At 71.4% G+C, this 23,869-nt stretch carries 25 protein-coding genes; 19 read left to right on the top strand and 6 right to left on the bottom strand.

Annotated elements, in window-relative coordinates:
* Positions 1-49 precede the first annotated feature (49 nt).
* The gene (locus ACZ7OU_RS38305) at positions 50-409 is read right to left on the bottom strand and encodes a DUF1844 domain-containing protein (RefSeq protein WP_470246455.1); all 360 of its coding nucleotides are present in this window, start codon (positions 407-409) and stop codon (positions 50-52) included.
* A 205-nt stretch (positions 410-614) separates the two neighbouring features.
* On the opposite strand from ACZ7OU_RS38305, the gene infC reads away from it, so the two are divergent.
* The 7 genes from infC (at position 615) to pheT (ending at position 7,403) form a co-directional block, all read left to right on the top strand.
* Positions 615-1,232 carry a translation initiation factor IF-3 gene (infC, locus tag ACZ7OU_RS38300; RefSeq protein ID WP_364630984.1) on the top strand — a complete coding sequence of 206 codons (618 nt, stop codon included), beginning with the start codon at positions 615-617 and terminating at the stop codon, positions 1,230-1,232.
* A gap of 67 nt (positions 1,233-1,299) precedes the next feature.
* Positions 1,300-1,494 carry a 50S ribosomal protein L35 gene (rpmI, locus tag ACZ7OU_RS38295; RefSeq protein ID WP_220241959.1) on the top strand — a complete coding sequence of 65 codons (195 nt, stop codon included), beginning with the start codon at positions 1,300-1,302 and terminating at the stop codon, positions 1,492-1,494.
* Positions 1,495-1,563: 69 nt separating this feature from the next.
* Positions 1,564-1,941, top strand: a complete 378-nt coding sequence (gene rplT / locus ACZ7OU_RS38290; RefSeq protein WP_004559056.1) for a 50S ribosomal protein L20 — start codon at positions 1,564-1,566, stop codon at positions 1,939-1,941.
* Complete coding sequence (locus tag ACZ7OU_RS38285) at positions 1,938-2,753, top strand: TrmH family RNA methyltransferase (protein ID WP_470259669.1); 816 nt, start codon at positions 1,938-1,940, stop codon at positions 2,751-2,753. The genes rplT and ACZ7OU_RS38285 overlap by 4 nt, the downstream gene beginning before the upstream one ends.
* A 49-nt stretch (positions 2,754-2,802) precedes the next feature.
* Positions 2,803-3,636, top strand: coding sequence for a DUF6159 family protein (locus tag ACZ7OU_RS38280; RefSeq protein ID WP_470259064.1), 834 nt, complete (start codon positions 2,803-2,805; stop codon positions 3,634-3,636).
* A 135-nt stretch (positions 3,637-3,771) separates the two neighbouring features.
* Positions 3,772-4,833: a phenylalanine--tRNA ligase subunit alpha gene (pheS, locus tag ACZ7OU_RS38275; protein ID WP_470259063.1), complete on the top strand. Its 1,062-nt coding sequence runs from the start codon at positions 3,772-3,774 to the stop codon at positions 4,831-4,833.
* Entirely contained in the window at positions 4,833-7,403 is a 2,571-nt protein-coding gene (gene pheT / locus ACZ7OU_RS38270) for a phenylalanine--tRNA ligase subunit beta (RefSeq protein ID WP_470259062.1), read from the top strand. The genes pheS and pheT overlap by 1 nt, the downstream gene beginning before the upstream one ends.
* Positions 7,404-7,708: 305 nt before the next feature.
* Here the strand turns inward: pheT and ACZ7OU_RS38265 are convergent, their stop codons facing one another.
* Positions 7,709-8,398 carry a DNA alkylation repair protein gene (locus tag ACZ7OU_RS38265; protein WP_470246459.1) on the bottom strand — a complete coding sequence of 230 codons (690 nt, stop codon included), beginning with the start codon at positions 8,396-8,398 and terminating at the stop codon, positions 7,709-7,711.
* Between the two features lie 193 nt (positions 8,399-8,591).
* On the opposite strand from ACZ7OU_RS38265, the gene ACZ7OU_RS38260 reads away from it, so the two are divergent.
* Positions 8,592-10,175 (top strand): alpha/beta hydrolase, encoded by a 1,584-nt coding sequence (locus ACZ7OU_RS38260; RefSeq protein WP_470246460.1) that lies wholly within the window; start codon positions 8,592-8,594, stop codon positions 10,173-10,175.
* 213 nt (positions 10,176-10,388) lie between these two features.
* Positions 10,389-10,886, top strand: coding sequence for a helix-turn-helix domain containing protein (locus ACZ7OU_RS38255; protein ID WP_470246461.1), 498 nt, complete (start codon positions 10,389-10,391; stop codon positions 10,884-10,886).
* A gap of 197 nt (positions 10,887-11,083) precedes the next feature.
* Here the strand turns inward: ACZ7OU_RS38255 and ACZ7OU_RS38250 are convergent, their stop codons facing one another.
* A complete protein-coding gene (locus ACZ7OU_RS38250) occupies positions 11,084-12,049 on the bottom strand; it encodes a helix-turn-helix transcriptional regulator (RefSeq protein ID WP_470259061.1) in 966 nt (321 codons plus the stop codon).
* A gap of 209 nt (positions 12,050-12,258) precedes the next feature.
* On the opposite strand from ACZ7OU_RS38250, the gene argC reads away from it, so the two are divergent.
* Genes argC through argH form a run of 8 tightly spaced genes read left to right on the top strand, consistent with a single transcriptional unit; the run spans position 12,259 to position 19,686 of the window.
* Positions 12,259-13,287, top strand: coding sequence for an N-acetyl-gamma-glutamyl-phosphate reductase (gene argC / locus ACZ7OU_RS38245; protein ID WP_470259060.1), 1,029 nt, complete (start codon positions 12,259-12,261; stop codon positions 13,285-13,287).
* Positions 13,284-14,444: a bifunctional glutamate N-acetyltransferase/amino-acid acetyltransferase ArgJ gene (gene argJ / locus ACZ7OU_RS38240; protein WP_470259059.1), complete on the top strand. Its 1,161-nt coding sequence runs from the start codon at positions 13,284-13,286 to the stop codon at positions 14,442-14,444. Before argC ends, argJ begins: the two co-directional genes overlap by 4 nt.
* On the top strand, positions 14,441-15,358 hold the full coding sequence (gene argB, locus ACZ7OU_RS38235) for an acetylglutamate kinase (protein WP_470246465.1): 918 nt from the start codon (positions 14,441-14,443) through the stop codon (positions 15,356-15,358). The genes argJ and argB overlap by 4 nt, the downstream gene beginning before the upstream one ends.
* Positions 15,355-16,557 carry an acetylornithine transaminase gene (locus ACZ7OU_RS38230; RefSeq protein ID WP_470259058.1) on the top strand — a complete coding sequence of 401 codons (1,203 nt, stop codon included), beginning with the start codon at positions 15,355-15,357 and terminating at the stop codon, positions 16,555-16,557. The genes argB and ACZ7OU_RS38230 overlap by 4 nt, the downstream gene beginning before the upstream one ends.
* Positions 16,557-17,483 (top strand): ornithine carbamoyltransferase, encoded by a 927-nt coding sequence (gene argF, locus ACZ7OU_RS38225; RefSeq protein WP_470259057.1) that lies wholly within the window; start codon positions 16,557-16,559, stop codon positions 17,481-17,483. Before ACZ7OU_RS38230 ends, argF begins: the two co-directional genes overlap by 1 nt.
* Positions 17,480-17,980 (top strand): arginine repressor, encoded by a 501-nt coding sequence (locus tag ACZ7OU_RS38220; RefSeq protein ID WP_155546218.1) that lies wholly within the window; start codon positions 17,480-17,482, stop codon positions 17,978-17,980. Before argF ends, ACZ7OU_RS38220 begins: the two co-directional genes overlap by 4 nt.
* Complete coding sequence (locus ACZ7OU_RS38215) at positions 17,977-18,240, top strand: argininosuccinate synthase (RefSeq protein ID WP_470259056.1); 264 nt, start codon at positions 17,977-17,979, stop codon at positions 18,238-18,240. The genes ACZ7OU_RS38220 and ACZ7OU_RS38215 overlap by 4 nt, the downstream gene beginning before the upstream one ends.
* A gap of 30 nt (positions 18,241-18,270) precedes the next feature.
* Positions 18,271-19,686 carry an argininosuccinate lyase gene (gene argH, locus ACZ7OU_RS38210; protein ID WP_470259055.1) on the top strand — a complete coding sequence of 472 codons (1,416 nt, stop codon included), beginning with the start codon at positions 18,271-18,273 and terminating at the stop codon, positions 19,684-19,686.
* Here argH and ACZ7OU_RS38205 read toward each other — a convergent pair.
* From ACZ7OU_RS38205 to ACZ7OU_RS38195, 3 genes are read right to left on the bottom strand one after another with little or no spacing between them, the layout of a single operon-like run.
* The gene (locus tag ACZ7OU_RS38205; RefSeq protein WP_470259054.1) at positions 19,679-20,329 is read right to left on the bottom strand and encodes a TetR/AcrR family transcriptional regulator; all 651 of its coding nucleotides are present in this window, start codon (positions 20,327-20,329) and stop codon (positions 19,679-19,681) included. The two genes, argH and ACZ7OU_RS38205, sit on opposite strands and share 8 nt — an antisense overlap.
* On the bottom strand, positions 20,329-20,994 hold the full coding sequence (locus ACZ7OU_RS38200) for a DUF4166 domain-containing protein (protein WP_470259053.1): 666 nt from the start codon (positions 20,992-20,994) through the stop codon (positions 20,329-20,331). The genes ACZ7OU_RS38205 and ACZ7OU_RS38200 overlap by 1 nt, the downstream gene beginning before the upstream one ends.
* Entirely contained in the window at positions 20,991-21,551 is a 561-nt protein-coding gene (locus tag ACZ7OU_RS38195) for a hypothetical protein (RefSeq protein WP_470259052.1), read from the bottom strand. The genes ACZ7OU_RS38200 and ACZ7OU_RS38195 overlap by 4 nt, the downstream gene beginning before the upstream one ends.
* 104 nt (positions 21,552-21,655) lie before the next feature.
* Here ACZ7OU_RS38195 and ACZ7OU_RS38190 point away from each other — a divergent pair, with 104 nt between their 5' ends.
* Positions 21,656-22,294: a DNA-3-methyladenine glycosylase gene (locus ACZ7OU_RS38190; RefSeq protein ID WP_470259051.1), complete on the top strand. Its 639-nt coding sequence runs from the start codon at positions 21,656-21,658 to the stop codon at positions 22,292-22,294.
* A 32-nt stretch (positions 22,295-22,326) separates the two neighbouring features.
* Complete coding sequence (tyrS, locus tag ACZ7OU_RS38185; protein WP_470259050.1) at positions 22,327-23,601, top strand: tyrosine--tRNA ligase; 1,275 nt, start codon at positions 22,327-22,329, stop codon at positions 23,599-23,601.
* Positions 23,602-23,869: the final 268 nt, after the last annotated feature.

The raw sequence follows: 23,869 nt of genomic DNA, 5'->3' as shown, positions 1-23,869 counted from the left end.
GTTAGATGTCGGCGAGCCCGTCCGGCAAGAGCCGAGCGGGTCGAGAGGGTCAGTAGACGGGGCCGGTGTACTTCTCGCCGGGGCCCTTGCCGGGCTCGTCCGGGACGGCCGAAGCCTCCCGGAAGGCCTTCTGGAGCGACTGCAGCCCGTCGCGCAACGGCCCGGCGTGCAGGCCCAGGTACTCGGCGGACGCCGTCACGAGCCCGGCCAGCGCGGTGATGAGCCGGCGCGCTTCGTCGAGGTCGCGGTGCGGGGAGTTGTCCGGGTCGGCGTCGGCCAGGCCGAGCCGTTCGGCGCCGGCCGACAGCAGCATCACGGCCGCGCGGCTGATCACCTCCACGCTGGGGATGTCCTCCAGGTGGCGGTCGTCCGGGGAATACGGGGGCTGTTGGGAAGGTTGTTCCGACACGTCTGGTACCCTTCCACGAGCGACCAGCCCCTGAGCGATCGGGGGCCGCAAGTGGAGCCCCGCTCCCACCCGCGTCACCGTACAGGTGTCCGGGTCCGGTCTCGCCAGGACGCAAGTCCAGGGTGAAGTGCCAGGCCTCACGGCCGAGCACGATCGGAAACAGAGTGGGCCCCGCGCACCGGAATGGTGTCGGGGCCTTCGCTATGTGGGCACCAGGTCGAACGAGAACAGGAAACATTCCTCGGACCAAGGAGGCCCCATCAGCTCCGAGACACGCATCAACGACCGAATCCGGGTGCCGGAGGTCCGACTCGTCGGACCCGCCGGTGAACAGGTCGGCATCGTCCGGATCGAGGATGCGCTGCGCCTGGCGCAGGAGAACGATCTCGACCTCGTCGAGGTCGCGCCGCAGGCCCGCCCGCCGGTGTGCAAGCTCATGGACTTCGGCAAGTTCAAGTACGAGAGCGCGCAGAAGGCCCGCGAGTCGCGTCGCAACCAGCAGCTGACCGTCATCAAGGAACAGAAGCTGCGTCCCAAGATCGACCAGCACGACTACGAGACCAAGAAGGGTCACGTGTCGCGGTTCCTGGCGGCGGGCAACAAGGTCAAGGTCACGATCATGTTCCGCGGCCGCGAGCAGTCCCGGCCGGAGCTCGGCTACCGGCTGCTGCAGAAGCTCGCCGAAGACGTCACGGAGCTCGGCTTCGTCGAGTCGTCGGCCAAGCAGGACGGTCGCAACATGATCATGGTGCTGGCCCCGCACAAGAACGTGAAGCCGAAGGCCAAGGCAGAGACGGCTCCCGAGCCGGTCCCCGAGGCGTAGGCGCCGACCAGCACAGTCAGCGGCTCACCGGAGTCTCCGGTGAGCCGCCGCACGAAAGAGGACTGAAATGCCGAAGATGAAGACCCACAGTGGGACGTCCAAGCGGATCCGCGTCACGGGCACGGGCAAGCTGCGTCGCCAGAAGGCCGGTCGCCGGCACCTGATGGAGAAGAAGTCCAACCGCCTCACCCGCCGGCTCGAGGGCACCACCGAGCTGTCGAAGACCGAGGCCGGCCGGGTCAAGCGCCTTCTCGGCATCTGATCCCGCAGAACTTGCTGTAACCACCCGGGGCGTTTCCCCCTCGCCCCCTGAGATCGACAGGATGGACCCGTGGCACGCGTCAAGCGGGCGGTCAACGCCCAGAAGAAGCGTCGCGCAACTCTCGAACTGGCCAGCGGCTACCGCGGCCAGCGTTCGCGGCTGTACCGCAAGGCCAAGGAGCAGACGCTTCACTCGCTCAACTACGCCTACCGGGACCGTCGTGCCCGCAAGGGTGACTTCCGCCAGCTGTGGATCACCCGCATCAACGCGGCGGCCCGCGCGAACGGCGTGACCTACAACCGGTTCATCCAGGGCATCAAGGCCGCTGGTGTCGAGGTCGACCGCAAGATTCTCGCGGACCTCGCCGTCAACGACGCCGCCGCCTTCACCGCGCTGGCCGAGCTCGCCAAGGCCAACGTGAACACCGGCGAAGCGAAGTCGGCCTGACCGGCAGCTTTCCCCGACCCGGGGCGGATCCGTTCACCGAACGGACCCCCCGGGTCGTTGCTGCGCGCAAGCTGACGCGGCGCGCGGAACGCGACAAGACCGGCCGCTTCCTGGCCGAGGGCGCCAACGCCGTCGAGGCCGCCTTGGCCGGCGGCTCGGTGCGCGAACTGTTCGTCACGTCCCGCGCGGCGGAGCAGCACGCGGACCTCGTGGACGCGGCCCGCGCGGCCGGCGTCCCGGTTTCGCCGATCACCGACCGCGCCGCCGACGGCCTGTCCGAAACCGTGACGCCCCAAGGCATCGTGGCCGTCTGCGCGCTGCTCGACCGTCCGCTCGAAGAGGCCGTGACGCCGGGTGCCCGGCTCGTCGTGGTGCTGGTGGACGTCGCCGACCCCGGCAACGCGGGCACGGTGATCCGCGTCGCCGACGCGGCGGGCGCCGACGCCGTGGTCCTGGCGGGCGACACCGTCGACCCCCACAACGGCAAGTGCGTCCGCGCGGCCGCCGGCAGCCTGTTCCACCTGCCGATCGCGCGCGTGCGGGACGTCCCGGCCGCCCTCTCCGCCTGCTCGGCGGCGGGCCTGCGGACGTTCGCCGCGCACGGTTATGCCGACGCCGAACTCGATCGGGTGGATCTCACCGAGCCGACGGCGTGGGTCTTCGGCAACGAGGCCCACGGCCTGCCCGCCGACGTCCTCGAGCGCACCGACCTCGCCGTCCGGATCCCGCTGTACGGCAAGGCGGAAAGCCTCAACCTGGCCACCGCGGCGGCCGTCTGCGTGTACACGAGCGCGATGGCGGCACGTCGCTGACCAGCCGCTAGGCTGCCCCGGTATCCACTGTGGTCACCTGGGGGAAATCATGGGCAGGCTCGCCCGTTCGTTCGCGTTGTTCTCCGCTTCGCTGAAGGTGCTGCGCGCCCACAAGGGCCTGGCGTGGTTCCCGGTGCTCGCCGGCATCACCGGGCTGCTGGTCGCCGCGGCGTTCCTCACCCCGGCGTTCTTCACCCTCGATCTCGCGGGCGAGCATTTCCGGCCCAGCGTCGACACGTACGTGCTGCTGGCGGCGTTCTACCTCGTCTCGGCGTTCACCACGATCTTCTTCAACGCCGCCCTGATCTCCCAGGCGGACCTCGCGCTGCGCGGCGACGGCGGCGTCCCGGGCGTCGGCACGGGCCTGGCCGCGGCGGCCCGGCGCTGGCCGGCGCTGCTCGGCTGGGCCGGTCTCACCGCGACGGTCAGCCTGGTGCTGCGCACGATCGAGGAGCGGCTCGGCTTCCTCGGCAGCATCGTCAGCGGCCTGGTCGGCCTGGCCTGGCGACTCACGACGTTCCTCGTGCTGCCAGTCGTCATGCTCGAGGGCGTCGGGGTGAAGGCGGGCGTCAAGCGCTCGGTCGAGCTGTTCCGGCGCACCTGGGGCGAGAACGTCGCGGGCACCGCGGGCATCGGCCTGGTCGGCTTCCTGCTCACCCTGGCCGGGTACGTCGTGTTCCTCGGCGCCGGCTTCCTGCTCGGCGGCACGGCCACCGTGTTCGTCGCGGTCGGGCTGGCGATCGTCTGGACCCTGCTCGTCGCCGTCTTCACCACGACTTTGTCCGGTATCTACCAGACGGCGCTGTACCGCTACGCCGCCGACGGCGTGGTGCCCGGCGAATTTGCGTCGGTCGACTTCGCGGACGCGTTCCGCGAGCGCTGACCGCGCATCCGCGCGGCCCGGGGCGACCGGGGGCACGCGGACCCGATCCCATAGACTTTTCCCACCTTTGACCTCTCGTGCGCCGCGTGTCCGGCGGTGCGCGAACGAACCAGTCCCAGCGGACGCCGAGGAGTTATGTCCGGAGCCAAGGAGAACGAAGCCCAGGGCGCGGTGCTCGCCCCCGAGACGCTGCAGGTAGCGGTCAAGGCCGCCGAAGCCGCGTTCGCCGCCGCCACCGGGCTCGAAGCGCTGGCCGAGGTCAAGCCGGCTCACCTCGGCGACCAGTCCCCGGTGGGCCTGGCTCGCCGTGAGATCGGCGCCCTGCCCAAGTCGGAGAAGGCCGAGGCGGGCAAGCGCGTCAACGAGGCCCGCCAGGCCGTCCAGGCGGCCTTCGACAAGCGCCGTGCCGAGCTCCAGGTGGAGCGCGACGAGCACGTGCTGCGCGAGGAGGCCGTCGACGTCACGCTCCCGTGGGACCGCGTCCCCCGCGGCGCCCGGCACCCGATCAGCACCATTTCCGAGCGCGTCGCCGACGCGTTCGTCGCGATGGGCTACGAGGTCGCCGAGGGGCCGGAGCTCGAAGCCGAGTGGTTCAACTTCGACGCGCTGAACTTCGGCAAGGACCACCCCGCCCGCCAGCTGCAGGACACGTTCTACGTCGGCGAGGAGGACTCCGGCCTGGTGCTGCGCACGCACACCTCGCCGGTGCAGGCCCGCACCCTGCTGCACCGCGACCTGCCCGTGTACGTCGTCTGCCCCGGCCGGACGTACCGCACCGACGAGCTCGACTCGACGCACACCCCGGTGTTCACGCAGGTCGAAGGCCTCGCGGTGGACAAGGGCATCACCATGGCGCACCTCAAGGGCACGCTGGACGCCTTCGCCCGCGCGATGTTCGGCGAGAGCTCGAAGACGCGGCTGCGTCCGCACTTCTTCCCGTTCACCGAGCCGTCCGCCGAGGTGGACGTCTGGTTCGAGGAGAAGAAGGGCGGCCCCGGCTGGGTCGAGTGGGGCGGCTGCGGCATGGTCAACCCGAACGTCCTGCGCGCCTGCGGCGTCGACCCCGAGGTGTACTCGGGCTTCGCCTTCGGCATGGGCATCGAGCGGACCCTGCAGTTCCGCAACGGGATCCCGGACATGCGCGACATGGTGGAGGGCGACGTCCGCTTCACCCTTCCCTTCGGAACGGAGGCGTAGTGCGAGTCCCCGTCAGCTGGCTGACCGAGCACCTCGACATCGGCGAGGAGGTCACGCCGCAGGACCTGGCCGACGCGTTCGTCCGGATCGGCATCGAGGTCGACGACCTGAAGCAGCTCGGGCCGGTGACCGGCCCGCTGGTCGTCGGCCGGGTGGCCGAGATCGAGGAGCTCACCGAGTTCAAGAAGCCGATCCGGTTCTGCCGCGTCGACGTCGGCGAAGAGGCCGAAGAACCCGAAGCGGCGGTCGTCGACGAAGACGACGAGGACGAGGACGACGACGAAGCCGGCGAGTTCGACGAGGGCCCGCACGGCATCCGGACCCGCGGCATCGTCTGCGGCGCCCGCAACTTCACCGAGGGCGACCTGGTCGTCATCGCGCTGCCGGGCGCGGTCCTGCCCGGCGACTTCACGATCGCGTCCCGCAAGACCTACGGCCGGGTCAGCGACGGGATGATCTGCTCCGCCCGCGAGCTGGGCCTCGGCGACGACCACACCGGCATCCTCGTGCTGCCTTCCGGTACCGCGAGCCCGGGTGACGACGCGGCCGAGCTGCTCGGCCTCGGCGACACCGTGATCGAGCTGACGCCGACCCCGGACCGCGGCTACGCGCTGTCGGTCCGCGGCCTCGCGCGCGAGCTGTCGAACGCGCTGGACGTGCCCTTCGGCGACCCGGCGCTGCTGGAGGTCCCGGCGGCCGAGGGCGACGCCTGGCCGGTCCACGTCGAGGACCCGGAAGGCTGCCCGCGGTTCGTGCTCCGGCGCGTCACCGGCCTGGACGCGACCGCGCCGACGCCGTGGTGGATGCGGCGGCGGCTGATGCTGGCCGGCATCCGCTCCATCTCCCTGGCCGTCGACGTCACCAACTACGTGATGCTCGAGCTCGGGCACCCGCTGCACGCGTTCGCCACCAAGGCCATCCAGGGCGACCTGGTGGTCCGCCGGGCGAAGCCGGGCGAGAAGCTGACCACGCTCGACGACGTCGAGCGCACGCTCGACCCGGACGACGTGGTCATCGCCGACGACAGTGGCGTCATCTCGCTCGCCGGCACGATGGGCGGCGCGAGCACCGAGATCACGCCGGAGAGCACCGACGTGCTGCTCGAGGCGGCGCACTGGAACCCGGCCGCGATCAGCCGCACCGCCCGCCGGCACAAGCTGTTCTCGGAGGCCGCGAAGCGGTTCGAGCGGTTCACCGATCCGCAGCTGTGTGCGGCCGCCGTCGAGCTGGCCGCGCGCCTGCTGCGCCAGTACGGCGACGCCTCGATCCGGCCCGGCCGCACCGACGAGGGCTCGGTCGAGCCGAACCCGGCCGTCAAGATGCCGATCAACATGCCCGACAAGGTCGCGGGCGTGAACTACCAGCGCGGCGTGACCGTCCGGCGCCTGTCCCAGATCGGCTGCAAGGTCTCGGTCAGCACGGGCGACGACGGCACCGGCCTGGTCACGGCGATCCCGCCGAGCTGGCGCGGCGACCTGCGCCAGCCCGCCGACCTCGTCGAGGAGGTGCTGCGGCTGGAGGGGTACGACAGCATCCCGTCGACGCTGCCCGCCGCCCCGGCCGGCCGCGGCCTGACCGACGTCCAGCGCCGCGTCCGCAGTGTTTCCCGCGCGCTGGCCGAGGCCGGGTACGTCGAGGTGCGCCCGTTCCCGTTCATCAGCGATACGGTGTGGGACGCCTTCGGCCTGCCGGCGGACGACGTCCGCCGCAATACGGTCGTGGTCCGCAACCCGCTGGAGGCCGACCGCAACCGGCTGGCCACCACGCTGCTGCCGGGCCTGCTGGACACGCTGCAGCGCAACGTGTCCCGCGGGATGAAGGACGTCGCGCTCTACCACATCGGCCAGGTGGTGCTGCCCGCGCCGAACCCGCTGAAGGTGCCGGACCTCGGCGTCGACGGGCGGCCGTCGGACGAGGAGCTGGCCCTGCTGGAGGCCGCGGTGCCGCAGCAGCCGCTGCACGTCGCCGTGGTGCTCGCCGGCAAGCGTCACCGCGCCGGCTGGTGGGGCGCCGGCGAGCCGGCGAACTGGGCCGACGCGGTGCAGGCCGCCCGGACGATCGCCGAGGCCGCCGGGATCGAGCTGACGGTGCGGGCCACCGACCTGCCGCCGTGGCACCCGGGCCGCTGCGCCCAGCTGCGGGTCGGCGACTGGCCGGTCGGCCACGCCGGCGAGCTGCACCCCAAGGTGGTCGAGGCCCTCGGCCTGCCGCCGCGGACGGTGGCGATGGAGCTGGACCTGGACGCGATCCCGCTGCCGGACTCCCGCCCGGCGCCGAGCGTGTCGGGGTACCCGCCGGTCCTGCTGGACGTGGCTCTGGTCGCGGCGGCGGACGTGCCGTCGGCGGACCTGGCGGCGGTCCTGCGCGAAGGCGCGGGCGAGCTGCTCGAGGACATCACGCTGTTCGACGTGTACGCGGGCGAGCAGGTCGGCGAGGGCAAGCGATCCCTGGCGTACAAGCTGCGCTTCCGAGCGGCGGACCGCACCCTGACGGTCGACGAGGCAACCAAGGCCCGCGACGCGGCAGTGGCAGCGGCCGGCGAGCGCTTCGAGGCAACGCTGCGCGCCTGACCAGCGGCAAGCCACACCGGGAGGGGCCAGGAAACTGGCCCCTCCCGCCATTTCCCCAACCACCCACCGAGCCCCGGCTTTCGCACCAGCCAACCCGCACAAAGACGCGCCCCGCCAACCGCGGCCGCCCCACCCGGATCCCGGGACGCCCAGGCCCGCGCCCCTACCGCCCACGTACGCGTGTCGTCCATCCAGGTACGCGTGTCGTCCGCTCCGGTACGCGTGTCGTCCAGCCGGGTACGCGAGTCGTCCGCTCAGGTACGCATGTCGTCCATCCGGATCCGCCGCCCGACCGCGCCCGATCCTCAGCCGATGTGCTTGAGCGCCTCCCGCCGGGACAGTCCCGACAATCCGGGATGATCGTCCACAAACGGCCGGACCCAGTCCGGTGCCGTCTTCGCGTAGTCGCGCAGGGCCCAGCCGATTCCCTTGCACAGGAAGAACTCCGGCTCGGGGATCGCCGGCTCGATCGCGCGGGTGAGCAGGTCGGTGTCCGTTTCCTCCTTGGCGCCGATCTGGCAGATGATCGCCGTGCGGCGGCGCCACAGGTCCTCGTCGGCCGCCCAGCTCAGCATGATCGGCGTGACCCGGTCCCGGTCGGCGCGCAGGATCGGGCCGATCCGGCGGATGGCGAGCTCGTCCACGTGGTCCCACCACGCGCCGCTGACGATCATCTCCTCGTACATCGGCACCAGGTCCGGGTCCTGCCACTGCCGGTACGCCCGGTGCCCGGAAAGCGCGATGGCCGCGTAGCGCTCTTCGCGGAATTCCGCTGCCCGCCACAACTCCAGCACGGTCTCCGTGTATGTCACCCGATCGGGCAGTATGTGGTCGGCCAGGACCCGCTTGAGAAGCACGCTTCGCTCGGGTGAAGCCACCCCGCGGAACGGCATCGCCGACTTCATGTACGCCTGCATCGCCGGCGCCTTCACCGGGTCGGCCAGGTCGGCCAGCCCGGTGCGGACCGCCTTGACCAGCTGTTCGTCTGCGCTCATGCGCCCTCCCGTCGTGCTCCGGCGGTCCGGAGCGTACTGCCGCGCACCGACAGTTTCGGTGCGCCGAGACCGGCGCAGGTCCCGACGAAAGACGGATGGCGGAAGTCGCGCCGGTCGACGAGATTGGCGAAGGTTGCCGGTAGTTTCGCCGGAATCCGGCGAACTCTGTCCGATGAGGATGAAAAGGACGACTGTGAAGAGAATCGTTGCCGCTGTCGCCGCCGCGGGGCTCGCGGCCGGGCTGATGGCCGCCGCGCCCGCCGCTTCGGCGGACCCCGGGGTGCAGTTCAGCCCCGCGCCGATCGCCTGGGGGCCCTGCGCGTCGGCGAGCCTGAAGGCCGCGGGTGCCGAGTGCGGCTTCCTCGACGTGCCGATGGACTACGCGAAGCCGGGCGGGGCGAAGGTCTCCGTCGCGGTGTCGCGGATCAAGCACAAGACCCCGCAGTCGCAGGGGATCATGCTGGTGAACCCGGGCGGCCCCGGCGGATCCGGCCTCGGGCTCTCGGTGCTCGGCAAGTACGTGCCGAACCACGCGGGGGACAACTACGACTGGATCGGCTTCGACCCGCGGGGCGTCGGGTCCAGCAAGCCGTCGGTCAGCTGCGACGGGAACTACTTCAGCTACAACCGCCCGGCGTACGTGCCGAACAAGCCGGGACTCGAGAAGACCTGGCTCGACCGCTCCAAGGGCTACGCCGACGCCTGCAAGAAGAACGGCGCGATCCTCGACCACCTCAAGACGACCGACGTCGCGCAGGACATGGACAGCCTGCGCAAGGCGCTGGGCGAGAAGCAGATCAACTACTACGGCTTCTCCTACGGCACCTACCTCGGCCAGGTGTACAGCACGCTGTACCCGAAGAACGTCCGCCGGATGGTGCTGGACGGCAACGTCGACCCCCGGAAGGTCTGGTACGAGGCCAACCTCGACCAGGACGTCGCGTTCGACAAGAACATCAGGACCTACTTCGCCTGGCTCGCGTCCTACGACAGCGTCTACCACCTCGGCAAGACCGGCTCCGCCGTCGAGAAGCTCTGGTACGACACGCAGCGCAAGCTCACCAAGAAGCCGGCGGGCGGCGTCATCGGCGGTGACGAGTGGACGGACATCTTCCTGCAGGCCGGCTACTACGTCTTCGGCTGGGTCGACATGGCCGAGGCCTTCGACGGTTTCGTCCACAAGGGTGACTGGCAGACGCTGAAGTCGCTCTACGACGACTCGAACCCGCCCGGCGAAGACAACGGCTTCGCCGTGTACGCGGGCGTGCAGTGCACGGACGTCCAGTGGCCGACGAACTGGAACAAGTGGCGCGCCGACAACTGGCTGACCTACTTCAAGGCCCCGTTCGAGACCTGGGGCAACGCCTGGTTCAACGCGCCCTGCGTGTTCTGGCCGGCGAAGGCGGGCAAGCCGGTGGACATCGACGGCCGCAAGGTGGCCGGGGCGCTGCTGATCAGCGAGGAGCTGGACGCGGCGACGCCGTACGCCGGCAGCCTCGAGGTCCGGAAGCGGTTCCCGAACTCGAGCCTGATCAGCGCGCCCGGTGGCACGACGCACGCCGGCTCGCTGTCCGGGGTGTCCTGTGTGGACGACAAGATCGCCGACTACCTGGCGACCGGCAAGCTGCCGAAGCGCCAGCCCGGCAACCACTCGGACGTCCAGTGCGACCCGGTGCCGGCGCCGGTGCCCGACGGTGCCTCGGCGCAGAAGTCGGACAGCTCCGCGAAGGCCGCGCAGGAGAAGCAGAGCACGCTGGCCCAGCTGCTGCACTTCTGAGCTAAATCGACGCAGTCCGCTGCCCCGGTCCGGTTCGCCCGGACCGGGGCAGTGTCTTTGCCGGCTCATCCGCCGCTGGTCCATCGTGGCCTCCCGATCACGTGGTGTGGTCGAGGAGGGACGTTAGGCGAGGGGTCCGACAGTTTCGGAGCGAAACCGCCCGTGAGCAGTGCGTGGCCGAAAATTGTCGGGGGTGCGCGCTAGCTTCGTGGCATGTCGATCATCGAAGAGCGCCGGACCGAGATCCGGGCACAGGAAATCACCTACCAGATCGCGGTCGCCACCAGGACGGACGACGACCGCGCCGAACCGACTCCGCGGGTGATGATCACCCTGGAAGCCGGCGGTCCCGGCGGCGAACCGGTCGCCGAGGGCAGCCTCGACCTGGACGTCGCGGTGGCGGCCACGGTCGCCGACCTCGTCGCCGACGGTCTGCTGTCGGCGACCGGCGGAAACCGGGGGCCGAGACGAAGATCCGCGGGCCGTCCTGCCCAGCAGGGCCGCCCGTGGAACGAGGAGATGGACGCGGAGCTGGAGAACCGGTGGATCGCGGGCGAGAGCGTCGCGCAGATCGCGGCGTTCTTCGAGCGCACCCCCGGCGGCATCCGCGCCCGGCTGCCCCGCGTGGGCTGCGACCCGGAGAACCCGGCCTGCTACCTCCCCGTGCCCCCGAGCAGGCGCACGGACCTGGACGGGGAGGAGCCCACCTGACCGACGGCGGGCCGGTCCACAGTGGACCGGCCCGCCTCCGTCGTCCTTCGCCCCCTTCGAACGGAGTCGTCCCGATGTCTTTCGATTTCGCTGTGTGGCTCGAACCCGCGGTCGTCACCGCGGCGCAAGCGATGCGGCGTACTCCCGCCCGGCATTTCTGTGTCGAGGTCGCGGACCGGGCTCGTGTCGTCCAGGTGTCATCGGCTTCGCGCGCCGGCGGCTGCGGTCGCGCGGTCCGCGAGCACCCGCAGGTGCGCCACCAGCTCGGGTGGCTCCTCGACGGTGAACGCGCACCCCACCCCCAGCAACCGGAACGCGAGCCAGTCCAGCGTGTCCCCGGAGCTCCGCCACCGGCACCGGCCGCCGTCCAGGTCGGTCAGCTCGCCGGCCGCCGCGCCGAGGCGGGGTGCGACCAGTGCCGCGGGTTCCGCCAGCACGGCCACCGCGCGGTACGTCGGCACGAGGTCGTAGAGCCGTTCGACGACGTACGCGGCCAGGTCCGCCGCGGGTGGCTTCCGCGGAACAGCACGGCCGCCGGTCGCCTGGGCGTCGCGGACCCGGTCGGCGCGGAAGACGCGCCAGTCCGCGCGGTCGAGGTCGTAGGCCACCAGGTACCAGCGGCGCCCGGTGGCGACCAGCCGGAGCGGTTCGGCCCGGCGCCGCGTCTCGGCCCCGTCGCTCGCGCGGTAGCGGAAGCGGACCGTCTCGTGGTTGGTGATCGCGCCGGCGAACACCGTCAGCTGGGCCGGGTCGACCGCCGGTCCCGCGGCCGGCACGGCGACCGTCGCCGCGCCGATCGTGCCCACCCGGCGGCGCAGCCGCGCCGGCAGGACCTGCTCCAGCTTGGCCAGCGCCCGCACGGACGCCTCCTCGATCCCGGCGACGGTCTGCCCCGCGGCGGTCCGCAGCCCCACCGCGATCGCGACGGCTTCGTCGTCCTCGAGCACCAGCGGCGGCATCGCGGTGCCGGCCACCAGCCGGTAGCCACCCGCGACCCCGCGGCTGGCCTCGACCGGGTAGCCGAGCTCGCGCAGCCGCTCGACGTCGCGGCGGATCGTCCGCGGGCTGACGCCGAGCCGGTCGGCGAGCTCGCTGCCCGGCCACTCCCGGGGCGTCTGGAGCAGCGAGAGCAGGCCGAGCAGCCGCGCCGGGGTGTCCGTCATCCGCCCAGCATCCCAAGGCCCCGGCTCGATGCTGCCGGCGAGGTGAGCGGCTCGCCAGGCCGGGCCCGCCCGACGAGGTGCGGCACGTCGAAGGAGGTCGCCGGTGGGGCGCGCGCGACGACTCGCGGCCCGAACTCCCCGAGGTGGCGGGCACCACTTCCCGGTAATCCTGTTTGTTTAGCCTTGCAAGGGCGTGCATAATCATGCGTATGACGGTGAACATCGCGGTGGCCGGAGCCAGCGGGTACGCGGGCGGCGAACTCCTGCGTCTGCTCCTGGCCCATCCCGAGGTCGAGATCGGCACGCTCACGGCCGCCAGCAGCGCCGGCACGAAGCTCGGCGTCCACCAACCACACCTCGTCCCGCTCGCCGACCGGGTCCTCGCGGAGACGACACCGGAGACCCTGGCCGGTCACGACGTCGTGTTCCTCGCCCTGCCCCACGGGCACTCGGCGGAGATCGCGGCGCAGCTCGGCCCGGACGTCCTGGTCGTCGACCTCGGCGCCGACCACCGCCTCGCCGACCCGGCCGACTGGCACCGCTGGTACGGCGGCGACCACGCCGGCCAGTGGCCCTACGGCCTGCCCGAACTCCCCGGCGCCCGCGAGAAGCTCACCGGGACCAAGCGCGTCGCCGTGCCCGGCTGCTTCCCGACCGGTGGCTCGCTGGCCCTCGCGCCCGCGTTCACCGCCGGGCTGATCGAGCCGGACGTCACGGTCGTCGCCGTCACCGGCACCTCCGGCGCCGGAAAGAGCCTCAAGCCGAACCTGCTCGGCTCGGAGGTGATGGGCTCGGCGAGTGCGTACGGCGTCGGCGGCGCCCACCGCCACACCCCCGAGTTCGCGCAGAACCTCTCGGCCGTCGCGGGGGAGAAGGTCACCGTGTCCTTCACCCCGGTGCTCGCGCCGATGCCCCGCGGCATCCTCACCACGGCGAGTGCCCCGCTGAAGGCCGACGTCGACGAGGCCGCCGCCCGCGCGGCGTACGAGAAGGCCTACGACGCCGAGCCGTTCGTCCAGCTGCTGCCCGCGGGCGCCTGGCCGACCACCTCGGCCACGCTCGGCTCGAACAACGTCCAGCTGCAGGTCACGGTCGACGCCGACGCGCGGCGCCTGGTCGTCGTCGCCGCGATCGACAACCTCACCAAGGGCACCGCCGGCGGTGCCGTCCAGTCGATGAACCTGGCCCTCGGTCTCCCCGAGACCACCGGCCTTTCCACCGTAGGAGTGGCACCGTGACCGTCACCGGCCCCCAGGGCTTCCGCGCCGCCGGCGTCGCCGCCGGGATCAAGGCATCCGGCGCGCTCGACTTCACGCTGGTCGTCAACGACGGCCCGCTCGACGTCGCGGCCGGCGTGTTCACCCGCAACGTCATCAAGGCCGCGCCGGTGCTGTGGTCGCAGGAGGTGCTCAAGCAGCAGCGGCTCAAGGCCGTCGTCCTCAACTCGGGTGGTGCCAACGCGGCCACCGGCCCCGGCGGCTTCCAGGACACCCACGCCACGGCCGAAAAGGTCGCCGAAGTGCTGCAGGCGGGCGCGATCGAGGTCGCCGTCTGCTCCACCGGCCTGATCGGCGAACGGCTGCCGATGGACGCGGTCCTGTCCGGCGTGGACACCGCGTTCAAGGCCCTCGACGCGAGTGCCGAAGCGAGCCTGAACGCCGCCACCGGCGTGATGACCACCGACTCGAAGCCCAAGCAGGCCTTCGCGAAGCACGACGACGGCTGGAGCGTCGGCGGCTTCGCCAAGGGCGCGGGCATGCTCGCGCCGAACCTCGCCACCATGCTCTCGGTGCTGACCACCGACGCCGTGGTGAGCAAGGAAGCCCTCGACCGGGCCCTGCGCGCGGCCACGCACGTGACCTTCGACCGCCTCGACGTCGACGGCGGCACGTCCACCAATGACACCGTCCTGGTCCTCGCCTCCGGCGCGAGCGGTGTCGAGCCGACCGAAGCGGAGCTCACCGAGCTGCTCACGAAGGTCAGCCTCGACCTCGTCCTCCAGCTGCGCGCCGACTCCGAAGGCGCGACGAAGGACGTCAACATCACCATCCAGGGCGCCGAGTCCGAGGCCGACGCGATCGCGGTCGCCCGCACGATCGCCGAGGACAACCTGGTCAAGACCGCGCTGTTCGGCTCCGACCCGAACTGGGGCCGGATCGCGATGGCGCTGGGCCGGGTGCCGGCCCGCATCGACCCGGAAACCGTGTCGATCGCGATCAACGGCGTCACCCTCTTCGCCCAGGGGATGCCCGCCGCCGACCGGTCGGAAGCCGACCTCACCGCGCGCGACATCGAGATCGTCGTCGACCTCGGGGTCGGCGGCGAGGCGGCCACGATCTACACCACGGACCTTTCGCACGGTTACGTCGAAGAGAACAGCGCGTACTCCTCATGACCCAGGAGGCACTGATTTCCGCGGACGAAAGACTCGCGACGGCGGCCGAGAAGGCCGGGGTCCTCATCGAAGCGCTGCCCTGGCTGCAGCGCTTCCACGGCGCCACCGTGGTGGTGAAGTACGGCGGCAACGCCATGATCGACGACCAGCTGAAGGCGGCCTTCGCCGAGGACATGGTGTTCCTCCGGCTGGCCGGCCTGCGGCCGGTGGTCGTGCACGGCGGCGGCCCGCAGATCACCGCGATGCTCAAGCGGCTCGGCGTCGAAGGCGAGTTCAAGGGTGGGCTGCGCGTCACCACGCCGGAGACAATGGACATCGTCCGGATGGTGCTCACCGGGCAGGTCAGCCGCGAGCTGGTCGGGCTGATCAACGCCCACGGGCCGTACGCGGTCGGCATCTCCGGCGAGGACGCCCGGCTGTTCACCGCCGAGCGCAAGCAGGCCACTGTGGACGGTGAGCAGGTCGACATCGGGCTCGTCGGCGAGGTCGCCGAGGTCAACCCGGACGCGGTGCTCGACATCGTCAACGCCGGGCGCATCCCGGTGGTGTCCACCGTCGCGCCGGACGTCGAAGGTGTGGTGCACAACGTCAACGCCGACACCGCCGCGGGCGCGCTGGCGGCCGCGCTGGGCGCCGAAAAGCTCGTCGTGCTCACCGACGTCGAAGGCCTGTACGCGAACTGGCCGGACCGGTCGTCGCTGATCGACCGCATCCGCGTCGACCACCTCGAGCCGATGCTGCCCACCCTGGCCAGCGGCATGATCCCGAAGATGGAGGCGTGCGTGCGCGCCATCCGCGGCGGTGTGCGCCGGGCGCACGTGATCGACGGCCGCCTCGCCCACTCGGTGCTGCTGGAGGTCTTCACCTCCCGCGGCATCGGCACCATGGTCTTCCCCGAAACGGAGCTCCCGTGACCGACCTCAAGTCCAATGTGGACGGCCAGCAGCACTGGCAGTCCGCGCTCATGGACAACTACGGCACGCCCAGCCTGACGCTCGTCCGCGGCGAAGGCGCGAAGGTGTGGGACGCCGACGGCAAGGAGTACCTCGACCTGGTCGGCGGCATCGCCGTCAACGCGCTCGGCCACGCGCACCCGGCGGTCGTCGAAGCCGTCACCGCGCAGATCAGGCAGCTCGGCCACACCTCGAACCTGTACGTCAACCCGGTGGCCGTCGAGCTCGCCGAGACGCTGCTCGACGTCGCCGGCCTGACCGGCAACGGCAAGGTGCTCTTCGTCAACTCCGGCGCCGAGGCCAACGAAGCCGCGCTGAAGATCAGCCGGCTGACCGGGCGCACCAAGGTGATCGCCGCCGAGGGCGCGTTCCACGGCCGGACCATGGGCTCGCTGACGCTGACCGGCCAGCCCGGCAAGCGCGACCCGTTCAAGCCCTTGGTGCCCGGGGTGGAGCACGTGCCGTTCGGGGACGTCGCGGCGCTGAAGGCGGCCGTCGACACCGAGACCGCGGCCGTCTTCCTGGAGCCGGTGCTCGGCGAGGCCGGCGTCATCCCGGCGCCGGACGGCTACCTGCAGGCGGCCCGCGAGATCACCAAGGCCACCGGCACGCTCCTGGTGCTCGACGAGGTGCAGACCGGCCTCGGGCGGCTCGGCACCTGGTTCGGCTTCCAGCAGGCCGGCGTCGTCCCGGACGTGATCACGCTGGCCAAGGGCCTCGGCGGCGGGCTGCCGCTGGGCGCGGTGATCGGCGTCGGCGCGGCGGGCGACCTGCTCAAGCCCGGCCAGCACGGCACCACCTTCGGCGGCAACCCCGTGTGCTGCGCGGCCGGCCTGGCCGTGGTGAAGACCATCGCCGCGGACGGCCTGCTCGACCACGTCTCGACGCTGGGCAAGGACATCGCGGCGGGCGTCGAGGCGCTCGGCCACCCGCTCGTCGCCGGGGTGCGCGGCGCCGGCCTGCTGCTCGGCATCGCCCTGCGCAAGCCCGTCTCGGGCGCGGTCGCCAAGGCCGTGCAGGACGCGGGCTACCTCGTCAACCCGGTCGCGCCCGACACCATCCGGCTCGCGCCGCCGCTCGTGCTCGACGCCGAGCAGGCCGGCGGCTTCCTCGCCGCACTCCCGAACGCGCTCGACTCCACCACGAAGGACGCCGACTGATGCTCCGCCACTTCCTCCGCGACGACGACGTCAGTCCCGCCGAGCAGAAGGCCATCCTCGACCTCGCCGACGCGCTGAAGGCCGACCCGCTGGGCACCAAGACCCTGGCCGGCAAGTCGATCACGGCCATCTTCGAGAAGAACTCGACCCGCACCCGGTTCTCGTTCGAGGTGGGCATCAGCCAGCTCGGCGGGCACCCGGTGATCGTCGACGGCCGTTCGATGCAGCTCGGCCGCGAAGAGACGATCGAGGACACTTCGCGGGTCCTGTCGCGCTACGTCGACGGGATCGTGTGGCGGACCTTCGCGCAGAAGCGCATCGAGGCGATGGCGTCGGCGGCGTCGATCCCGGTGGTCAACGCGCTGACCGACGAGTTCCACCCGTGCCAGGCGCTCACCGACCTGATGACCATCCGGGAGCGCAAGGGGAAGCTCGAGGGCCTCACCCTCGTCTACCTCGGTGACGGCGCCAACAACATGGCGCACTCGCTGCTGCTCGCCGGGGTCACCGCCGGGATGCACGTCCGCGTGGTCTCGCCGCTCGGGTTCCAGCCCGACCAGCAGGTCATGCTCGACGCCAAGACGCGCGGCGAGGAGACCGGCGGCACCGCCACGATGTTCACCGACCCGTACGCGGCGGTCGCCGGCGCGGACGTGCTCGTCACCGACACGTGGACGTCGATGGGGCAGGAGAACGACGGGCTCGACCGGGTGGGCCCGTTCCGGGCTCTGCAGGTCAACACCGAGCTGCTGAAGAAGGCCGCGGACGACGCGATCGTCCTGCACTGCCTGCCCGCGCACCGCGGCTGGGAGATCACCGACGAGGTGATCGACGGTCCGGCCAGCGCGGTCTGGGACGAAGCCGAAAACCGGCTGCACGCCCAAAAGGCCCTGCTGGTCTGGTTGTTCGAAGAGAGCCGGCGATGACCAGCAGCCGGGTGGGGCGGCAGGCGCGGATCACCGAACTCGTGTCGACGATGACGATCCGCAGCCAGACCGAGCTGGCCAAGCTGCTGGCGGCCGAGGGCATCGAGGTCACCCAGGCGACGCTGTCGCGCGACCTCGACGAGCTGGGCGCGGTCAAGCTGCGCGGGCCGGACTCGGGCGCGCCGGTCTACGTCATCCCCGAGGACGGCAGCCCGGTCCGCGGGGTGCAGGGCGGTACGTCGCGGCTCTCCCGGCTGCTCGCGGAGCTGATGGTCTCGGCCGACTCGTCCGGCAACCTGATGGTGCTGCGGACCCCACCCGGTGCCGCGCAGTTCCTGGCCAGCGCCATCGACCGGGCGGCGCTCGAAGAGGTCGTCGGCTCGATCGCGGGTGACGACACCGTAGCGGTGATCGCGCGCGAACCCCTGACGGGCAAGGGCCTGGCCGAACGGTTCGCCGCCCTCGCCCAACGATCGGCGGACGAGGGACCACCATGATCACGATCGGCGATATCTTCCCGGCCGAGGGCGAATTCCTCGCGCCGGACGAGGTCGTCGTGACCTACGACAGCGGGGTGCCGGTCGCGATCGACGGCGAGACCGTCTCCGTCGCCGAAGCACACCGGATGCTGGGCGCACGCGGTGAAGCACAGAGAATCGGCCGCCGCGAAGCCTGCGCCGCGCTCGAACGGCGGGCCTGCCGCGGATATGCCAGTGTCCGCCTGGTCCTGTACGACGGCCGGATCACGGTCGCCTGAACACACGAACACCGAGGAGAAGCGAGAACAGTGAGCGGGAACGAGCAGCCGGTGCAGCTGTGGGGCGGCCGGTTCGCCAGTGGTCCGGCGGAGGCCATGGCGGCGCTGAGCGCGTCGACGCACTTCGACTGGCGACTGGCGCCCTACGACATCGCCGGGTCCCGCGCGCACGCCCGCGTGCTGAGCAAGGCGGGCCTGCTCAGCGAGGACGAGCTGGCCGGCATGCTGACCGCGCTGGACACGCTCGCGCAGGACGTCGCGGCGGGGGAGTTCACCCCGACGATCGCCGACGAGGACGTGCACACGGCCCTCGAACGCGGCCTCCTCGAGCGGGCGGGCACCGACCTCGGCGGCAAGCTGCGCGCCGGCCGCTCGCGCAACGACCAGGTGGCCACGCTGTTCCGGATGTGGCTGCGCGACGCGTCCCGCCGGGTCGTCGCCGGCACGCTCGACGTCATCGACGCGCTGGTGTCGCAGGCGAAGCGGAACCCGGACGCGATCCTGCCCGGGCGCACCCACCTGCAGCACGCCCAGCCGGTGCTGCTCGCGCATCACCTGATGGCCCACGGCCAGGCGCTGCTGCGCGACGTCTCGCGGCTGCAGGACTGGGACGCGCGCACGGCCGAGTCGCCGTACGGCTCGGGCGCGCTCGCCGGCTCGTCGCTGGGCCTCGACCCCGAGGCCGTCGCCGAGGAGCTGGGGTTCGCGACGAGTGTCGAGAACTCCATCGACGGCACGGCTTCCCGTGACTTCGTCGCCGAGTTCGCCTTCGCCGTCGCGATGCTCGCGGTGAACCTGTCCCGGATCGCCGAAGAGGTGATCATCTGGAACACCGCCGAGTTCGGCTACGTCACGCTGGACGACGCCTGGGCGACCGGCAGCTCGATCATGCCGCAGAAGAAGAACCCGGACGTCGCGGAGCTGACCCGCGGCAAGGCGGGCCGGCTGATCGGCAACCTCACCGGCTTGCTGGCCACGCTCAAGGCGCAGCCGCTGGCCTACAACCGCGACCTGCAGGAGGACAAGGAGCCGGTGTTCGACTCGGTCGAGCAGCTCGAGCTCCTGTTCCCGGCGATCGCCGGCATGCTCGCCACGCTGACCTTCCACACCGACCGGCTCGCCGAGCTGGCCCCGGCCGGCTTCACGCTGGCCACGGACATCGCGGAATGGCTGGTGCGCCAAGGCGTCCCGTTCCGCGTCGCGCACGAAGCCGCGGGCGAAAGCGTCCGTGTCGCCGAGGCCCGCGGCGCCGGTCTGGACGAGCTGACGGACGAGGAGTTCGAAAAGATCAACCCGGCGCTCACCCCGGAGGTGCGGGCCGTGCTGACCGTCGAAGGTTCGGTGAAGTCCCGCGACGCCCGCGGCGGCACCGCGCCGGTCCGCGTGGCCGAGCAGCGCGCGCGGCTCGAAGAGCGCGTGACCGCCGCTCGTCAGTGGCTCAACTGAGGGATTTGCGGAGCTTGGCCCGGACGGCCCGCGTGGCCACCGGGCCGAGCCCGTCCAGGACGTCGACGAGCACGGCCAGCTGCTCCAGCGCGGTCACGGCCTGCTCGGCGCCCTCGGGGTCGACGGTCTCGAACAGCGACAGCCCGAGGAACCCCGACGACACGGCGTGGGCCAGCCCGGCGGGGTCCGCCAGCTCGGCCAGCGGCGACCCGTCGAGCACGCGCTCGAGGGCCGTCCGGACCTCGGTGATCCACTTGTCCAGGCCTTCGCGGGTGGCCTCCGAGAGCCGTTCGCTGCCCTGCGCCCCGGCCAGGGTCTGGGCCAGCACGGCGAGGTTGCCCTCGGCGCGTTCGGCGACCCGAATCTCACGGCCGAGCTGCAGCAGGTCGCCGACCGAGTTCACGGCGGCGAAGCGCTCCCGGTAGAGCGAGACCCGGGCTTCGGTCGCGAGGATGCACGCCTGCGCGACGAGCTCCTCGACGCTGCCGAAGTGGTAGAAGATCAGGGCCTGGTTCGCGCCGGCCGCGGTCGCGACCGACCGGGCGGAGACCGCGGTGATGCCCTGGTGCCGGACGATCTCGAGCACGCCGTCCACGAGCTTCTGCTTCGTGTCCCGCGAGCTGGAGTTCCGGCCGGTGCCCATCAGTCCATGACCTTCTCACGAAGCGGCTTGACCGCCCCGCTGACCCCGCCGCGGACATCGACGAATCTCGGGGTGAAGCCGCCTTCGTAGCCGAACAGCGGCCCGAACCGCGGGTGCACGACCGCGACTTCAATCCGGAACTGCCCGCTCGACTCGTCGAACCACTCCTCGACCTGCGCGGTACCGGTAAGCGCCTGCGGCAGGCCGGCCCGGAACGGTCCTTCCCGCAGCCGGAACTCGCCCGAGCGGATCCGGAACCCGCCGTCCGGCCGGGCCGACACGGCGAGGTCCACCGCCAGATGCTGGTGCGTCCCCAGGTAGTCGACGAGCCCGCGCTCGGCGCTGTAGACCATCTGCGCGTCGAAGCGCCTTCGCCGTTTCGGGAGCTCGAAAGTGCGTACGAAGGACACGGTCTCGCGGCCGTGGCTGTCCACGTACGGGTAGTTCTCGATGGTGAACGGCACGTTCCGCCCGCGCTCGGGGAACAGGATGTGCCGCGTCGACCCGAGCCACAGGAACGGCAGGGTGAACCCGGGCCCGCGCCAGATCCGGTCCATCACGCCGTGGCCGATCATGCCGCGCCCGTCCGCGAGGGCGAGCCGTTCCCGCATCCGCGGGTGCAGGAGCGCGAAGTCCGTGCCGAGCGCGCGTGCGAAGACGCTCATGCCGGCACTCCGACCGGTCCGTCCGCGCGGTCACGCGGTCGCGTCCGGCCGCAGCGGGCGGCCGAGGGCGCGGTCAGGGGCTGGTCCTCGGGTGGGGTCCCGGTTTCCAGCCAGAGCCGCAACCGGTCGAACGACCAGGCCGTCATCCACCCGAAGACCGGCCGGAACACCCGGTCTGCCAGCTGTCCGGAGCGTCCCCAGCGGGTGCCGTAGTCGAAGCCGGTCACGAAGCGGACGCCGCCGTCGACCGGCGTGTAGCGCCAGAACCCGGCACCCGCGCTGATCAGCGACAGCGGGTCGGCGGAGGCGAACCGCAGCACCGATGTGCGCGAGCCGTCCGGCCAGGTGCGCGACGCCGCGCTCACCCCGACTCCGGTGACGGTGACCCCGAGGAACCGCGAGGCGTAGCGGAAGTGGCCGTCGTGCCCGGCGAGCGAGCTGATGTCGGCGAAGCGGAGGTCCCAGCGACGGTGCAGGTCCGGGTCCTGCGTGTGCCGCCACAACGTGTCCAGGTCCGTGCGGATCACGGTCTCGACGTAGAGCGCGTTCGGTCGCATCTGCCGGCTCCCCTCAGAGTTTGAGCGACTGCTCAATCCGACTGTAGTGAAGTTTGAGCGATCGCTCAAGTACTAGGGTGACCGGGACCCCGAGGGAGGCTCGCTTGAGCGGCGACGCAAGCCGGTTGTTCACCCGTGAGGAGCTGGCGCTCGACCCCGTCGACCTGGCGCACCTGCTGCTCGGCTCGGTACTGGAGGCCACCGGCCCCGACGGCACCGTCGGCGTCCGGCTCGTGGAGGTCGAGGCCTACCGCGGCGAGGACGACCCGGCGTCGCACTGCTACCGCGGTCGCACCCCGCGCAACGCCGTCATGTGGGGGCCCGCAGGCCACCTGTACGTGTACTTCGTCTACGGGATGCACTTCTGCGCGAACGTCGTCGGCACCCACGAGGGCATGCCCGGCGCGGTGCTGCTGCGCGCGGGCGAGGTCGTCGAGGGTCTCGACGTCGTCCGCAAGCGGCGCCCGAACGCCCGGGGAACCGGTGAACTGGCCAAGGGCCCGGCCATCCTGACGTCGGTGCTGCGCGTCGACCGCGCGCAGAACGGCGTCGACCTGACCGACCCGGCATCCCCGGTCCGGCTGCGCGTCGGCGAGCGCGTGCCGCCCGAGCGGATCCGCGTCGGTCCCCGGGTCGGCGTCGCGATGGCGATGGACACGCCGTGGCGCTTCTGGGACGGCGCGTCGCCGGCCGTGTCCACCTACCGCCGGGGCGGGAAGCGCCGGGTCCGACCCGCCGTTTAGTCGGTTGACCTGGTGCGGGAGGATCTACAGGCGTGAGCGAACACATCCTCGACGAGCTGTCCTGGCGCGGCCTCATCGCGCAGTCCACCGACATCGACGCCCTCCGGCGCGAGCTCGACCAGGGTCCCGTGACGCTCTATTGCGGCTTCGACCCCACCGCACCCAGCCTGCACGCCGGCAACCTGGTCCCGCTGCTCATGCTCAAGCGCTTCCAGCGCGCCGGGCACCGGCCGATCGTGCTGGCCGGTGGCGCGACCGGGATGATCGGCGACCCCCGCGACACCGGCGAGCGCACGCTGAACACGCTCGACGTCGTCGCCGAGTGGGCCGGGCGCATCCGCGGCCAGCTCGAACGGTTCGTCGACTTCGACGACTCGCCGACGGGTGCGATCGTCGAGAACAACCTCAACTGGACCGGCGAGCAGAACGTCCTGGAGTTCCTGCGCGACGTCGGGAAGCACTTCTCGGTCAACGTCATGCTCAACCGGGAGACGGTCAAGCGCCGGCTCGAGGGTGACGGCATGTCCTACACCGAGTTCAGCTACCTGCTGCTGCAGTCGCAGGACTACCTGCAGCTGCACCGCAAGTACGGCTGCAAGCTGCAGGTCGGCGGCTCCGACCAGTGGGGCAACCTCGTCGGCGGGGTCGACCTGATCCGCCGGACCGACGCGGCGGGCGCGCACGCGCTGACCGCGCCGCTGGTCACCGACGCCGAGGGCCGCAAGTTCGGCAAGTCCACCGGCGGCGGGAACCTCTGGCTCGACCCGGAGATGACCTCGCCGTACGCCTGGTACCAGTACTTCGTGAACGTGGGCGACGCCGACGTCATCCGCTACCTGCGGATGTTCACGTTCCTGAGCCAGGAGGAGATCGCTTCGCTGGCCGAGGACACCGAACAGCGTCCCCACCTGCGGGCCGCGCAGAAGCGGCTGGCCGAGGAGTTCACGATCCTCGTCCACGGCGAGGAGCAGACCCGGCAGGTGATCAACGCCAGCCAGGCGCTCTTCGGCCGCGGCGAACTCGGCGAGCTGGACGAGCGCACGCTCGACGCGGCGATGGCCGAGGTGCCGAACGGCAAGGTCGACCCGTCGGGCGAGGTGACGATCGTCGACCTGCTGCTCGCCGGGGGACTGGTGGACAGCAAGGGCGCGGCACGCCGGACGGTCAAGGAGGGCGGCGCGTACGTGAACAACGTGAAGGTCGCCGACGAGGAGTGGAAGCCGTCCCTCGGGGACGCGCTGCACGGCAAGTGGCTGGTGGTCCGCCGGGGCCGCCGCAACGTCGCCGGCGTCGCCCTCGGCGGCTGACCGGCTCCGGTGGCCCGAAACAGGGGCCTGACCTGCGGGAACGCGGTTAAGGTACCCCCCTGTTTCGGGCCCTCATCCGGGGTGTAAAGTTCTCCAAGTCGCCAGGGAAACCGGGTGGCCGCCGGGACACGAACCAAGCTCTCGCTCACCGCGATTGAGTGGGTGTCCCACCAAAAACTGCTAGGAATACTCGCTTCGAGTAAGGCCGCGTGAAAGCGGTGCGACTCGAGGTGTGTTGCTTGAGAACTCAACAGTGTGCTAGTGAACT

The sequence above is a fragment of the Amycolatopsis sp. NPDC114505 genome, assembly GCF_055633615.1.
Note: the sequence above shows the minus strand (reverse complement) of the source record. Positions and strands in the feature narration are given on the sequence as shown.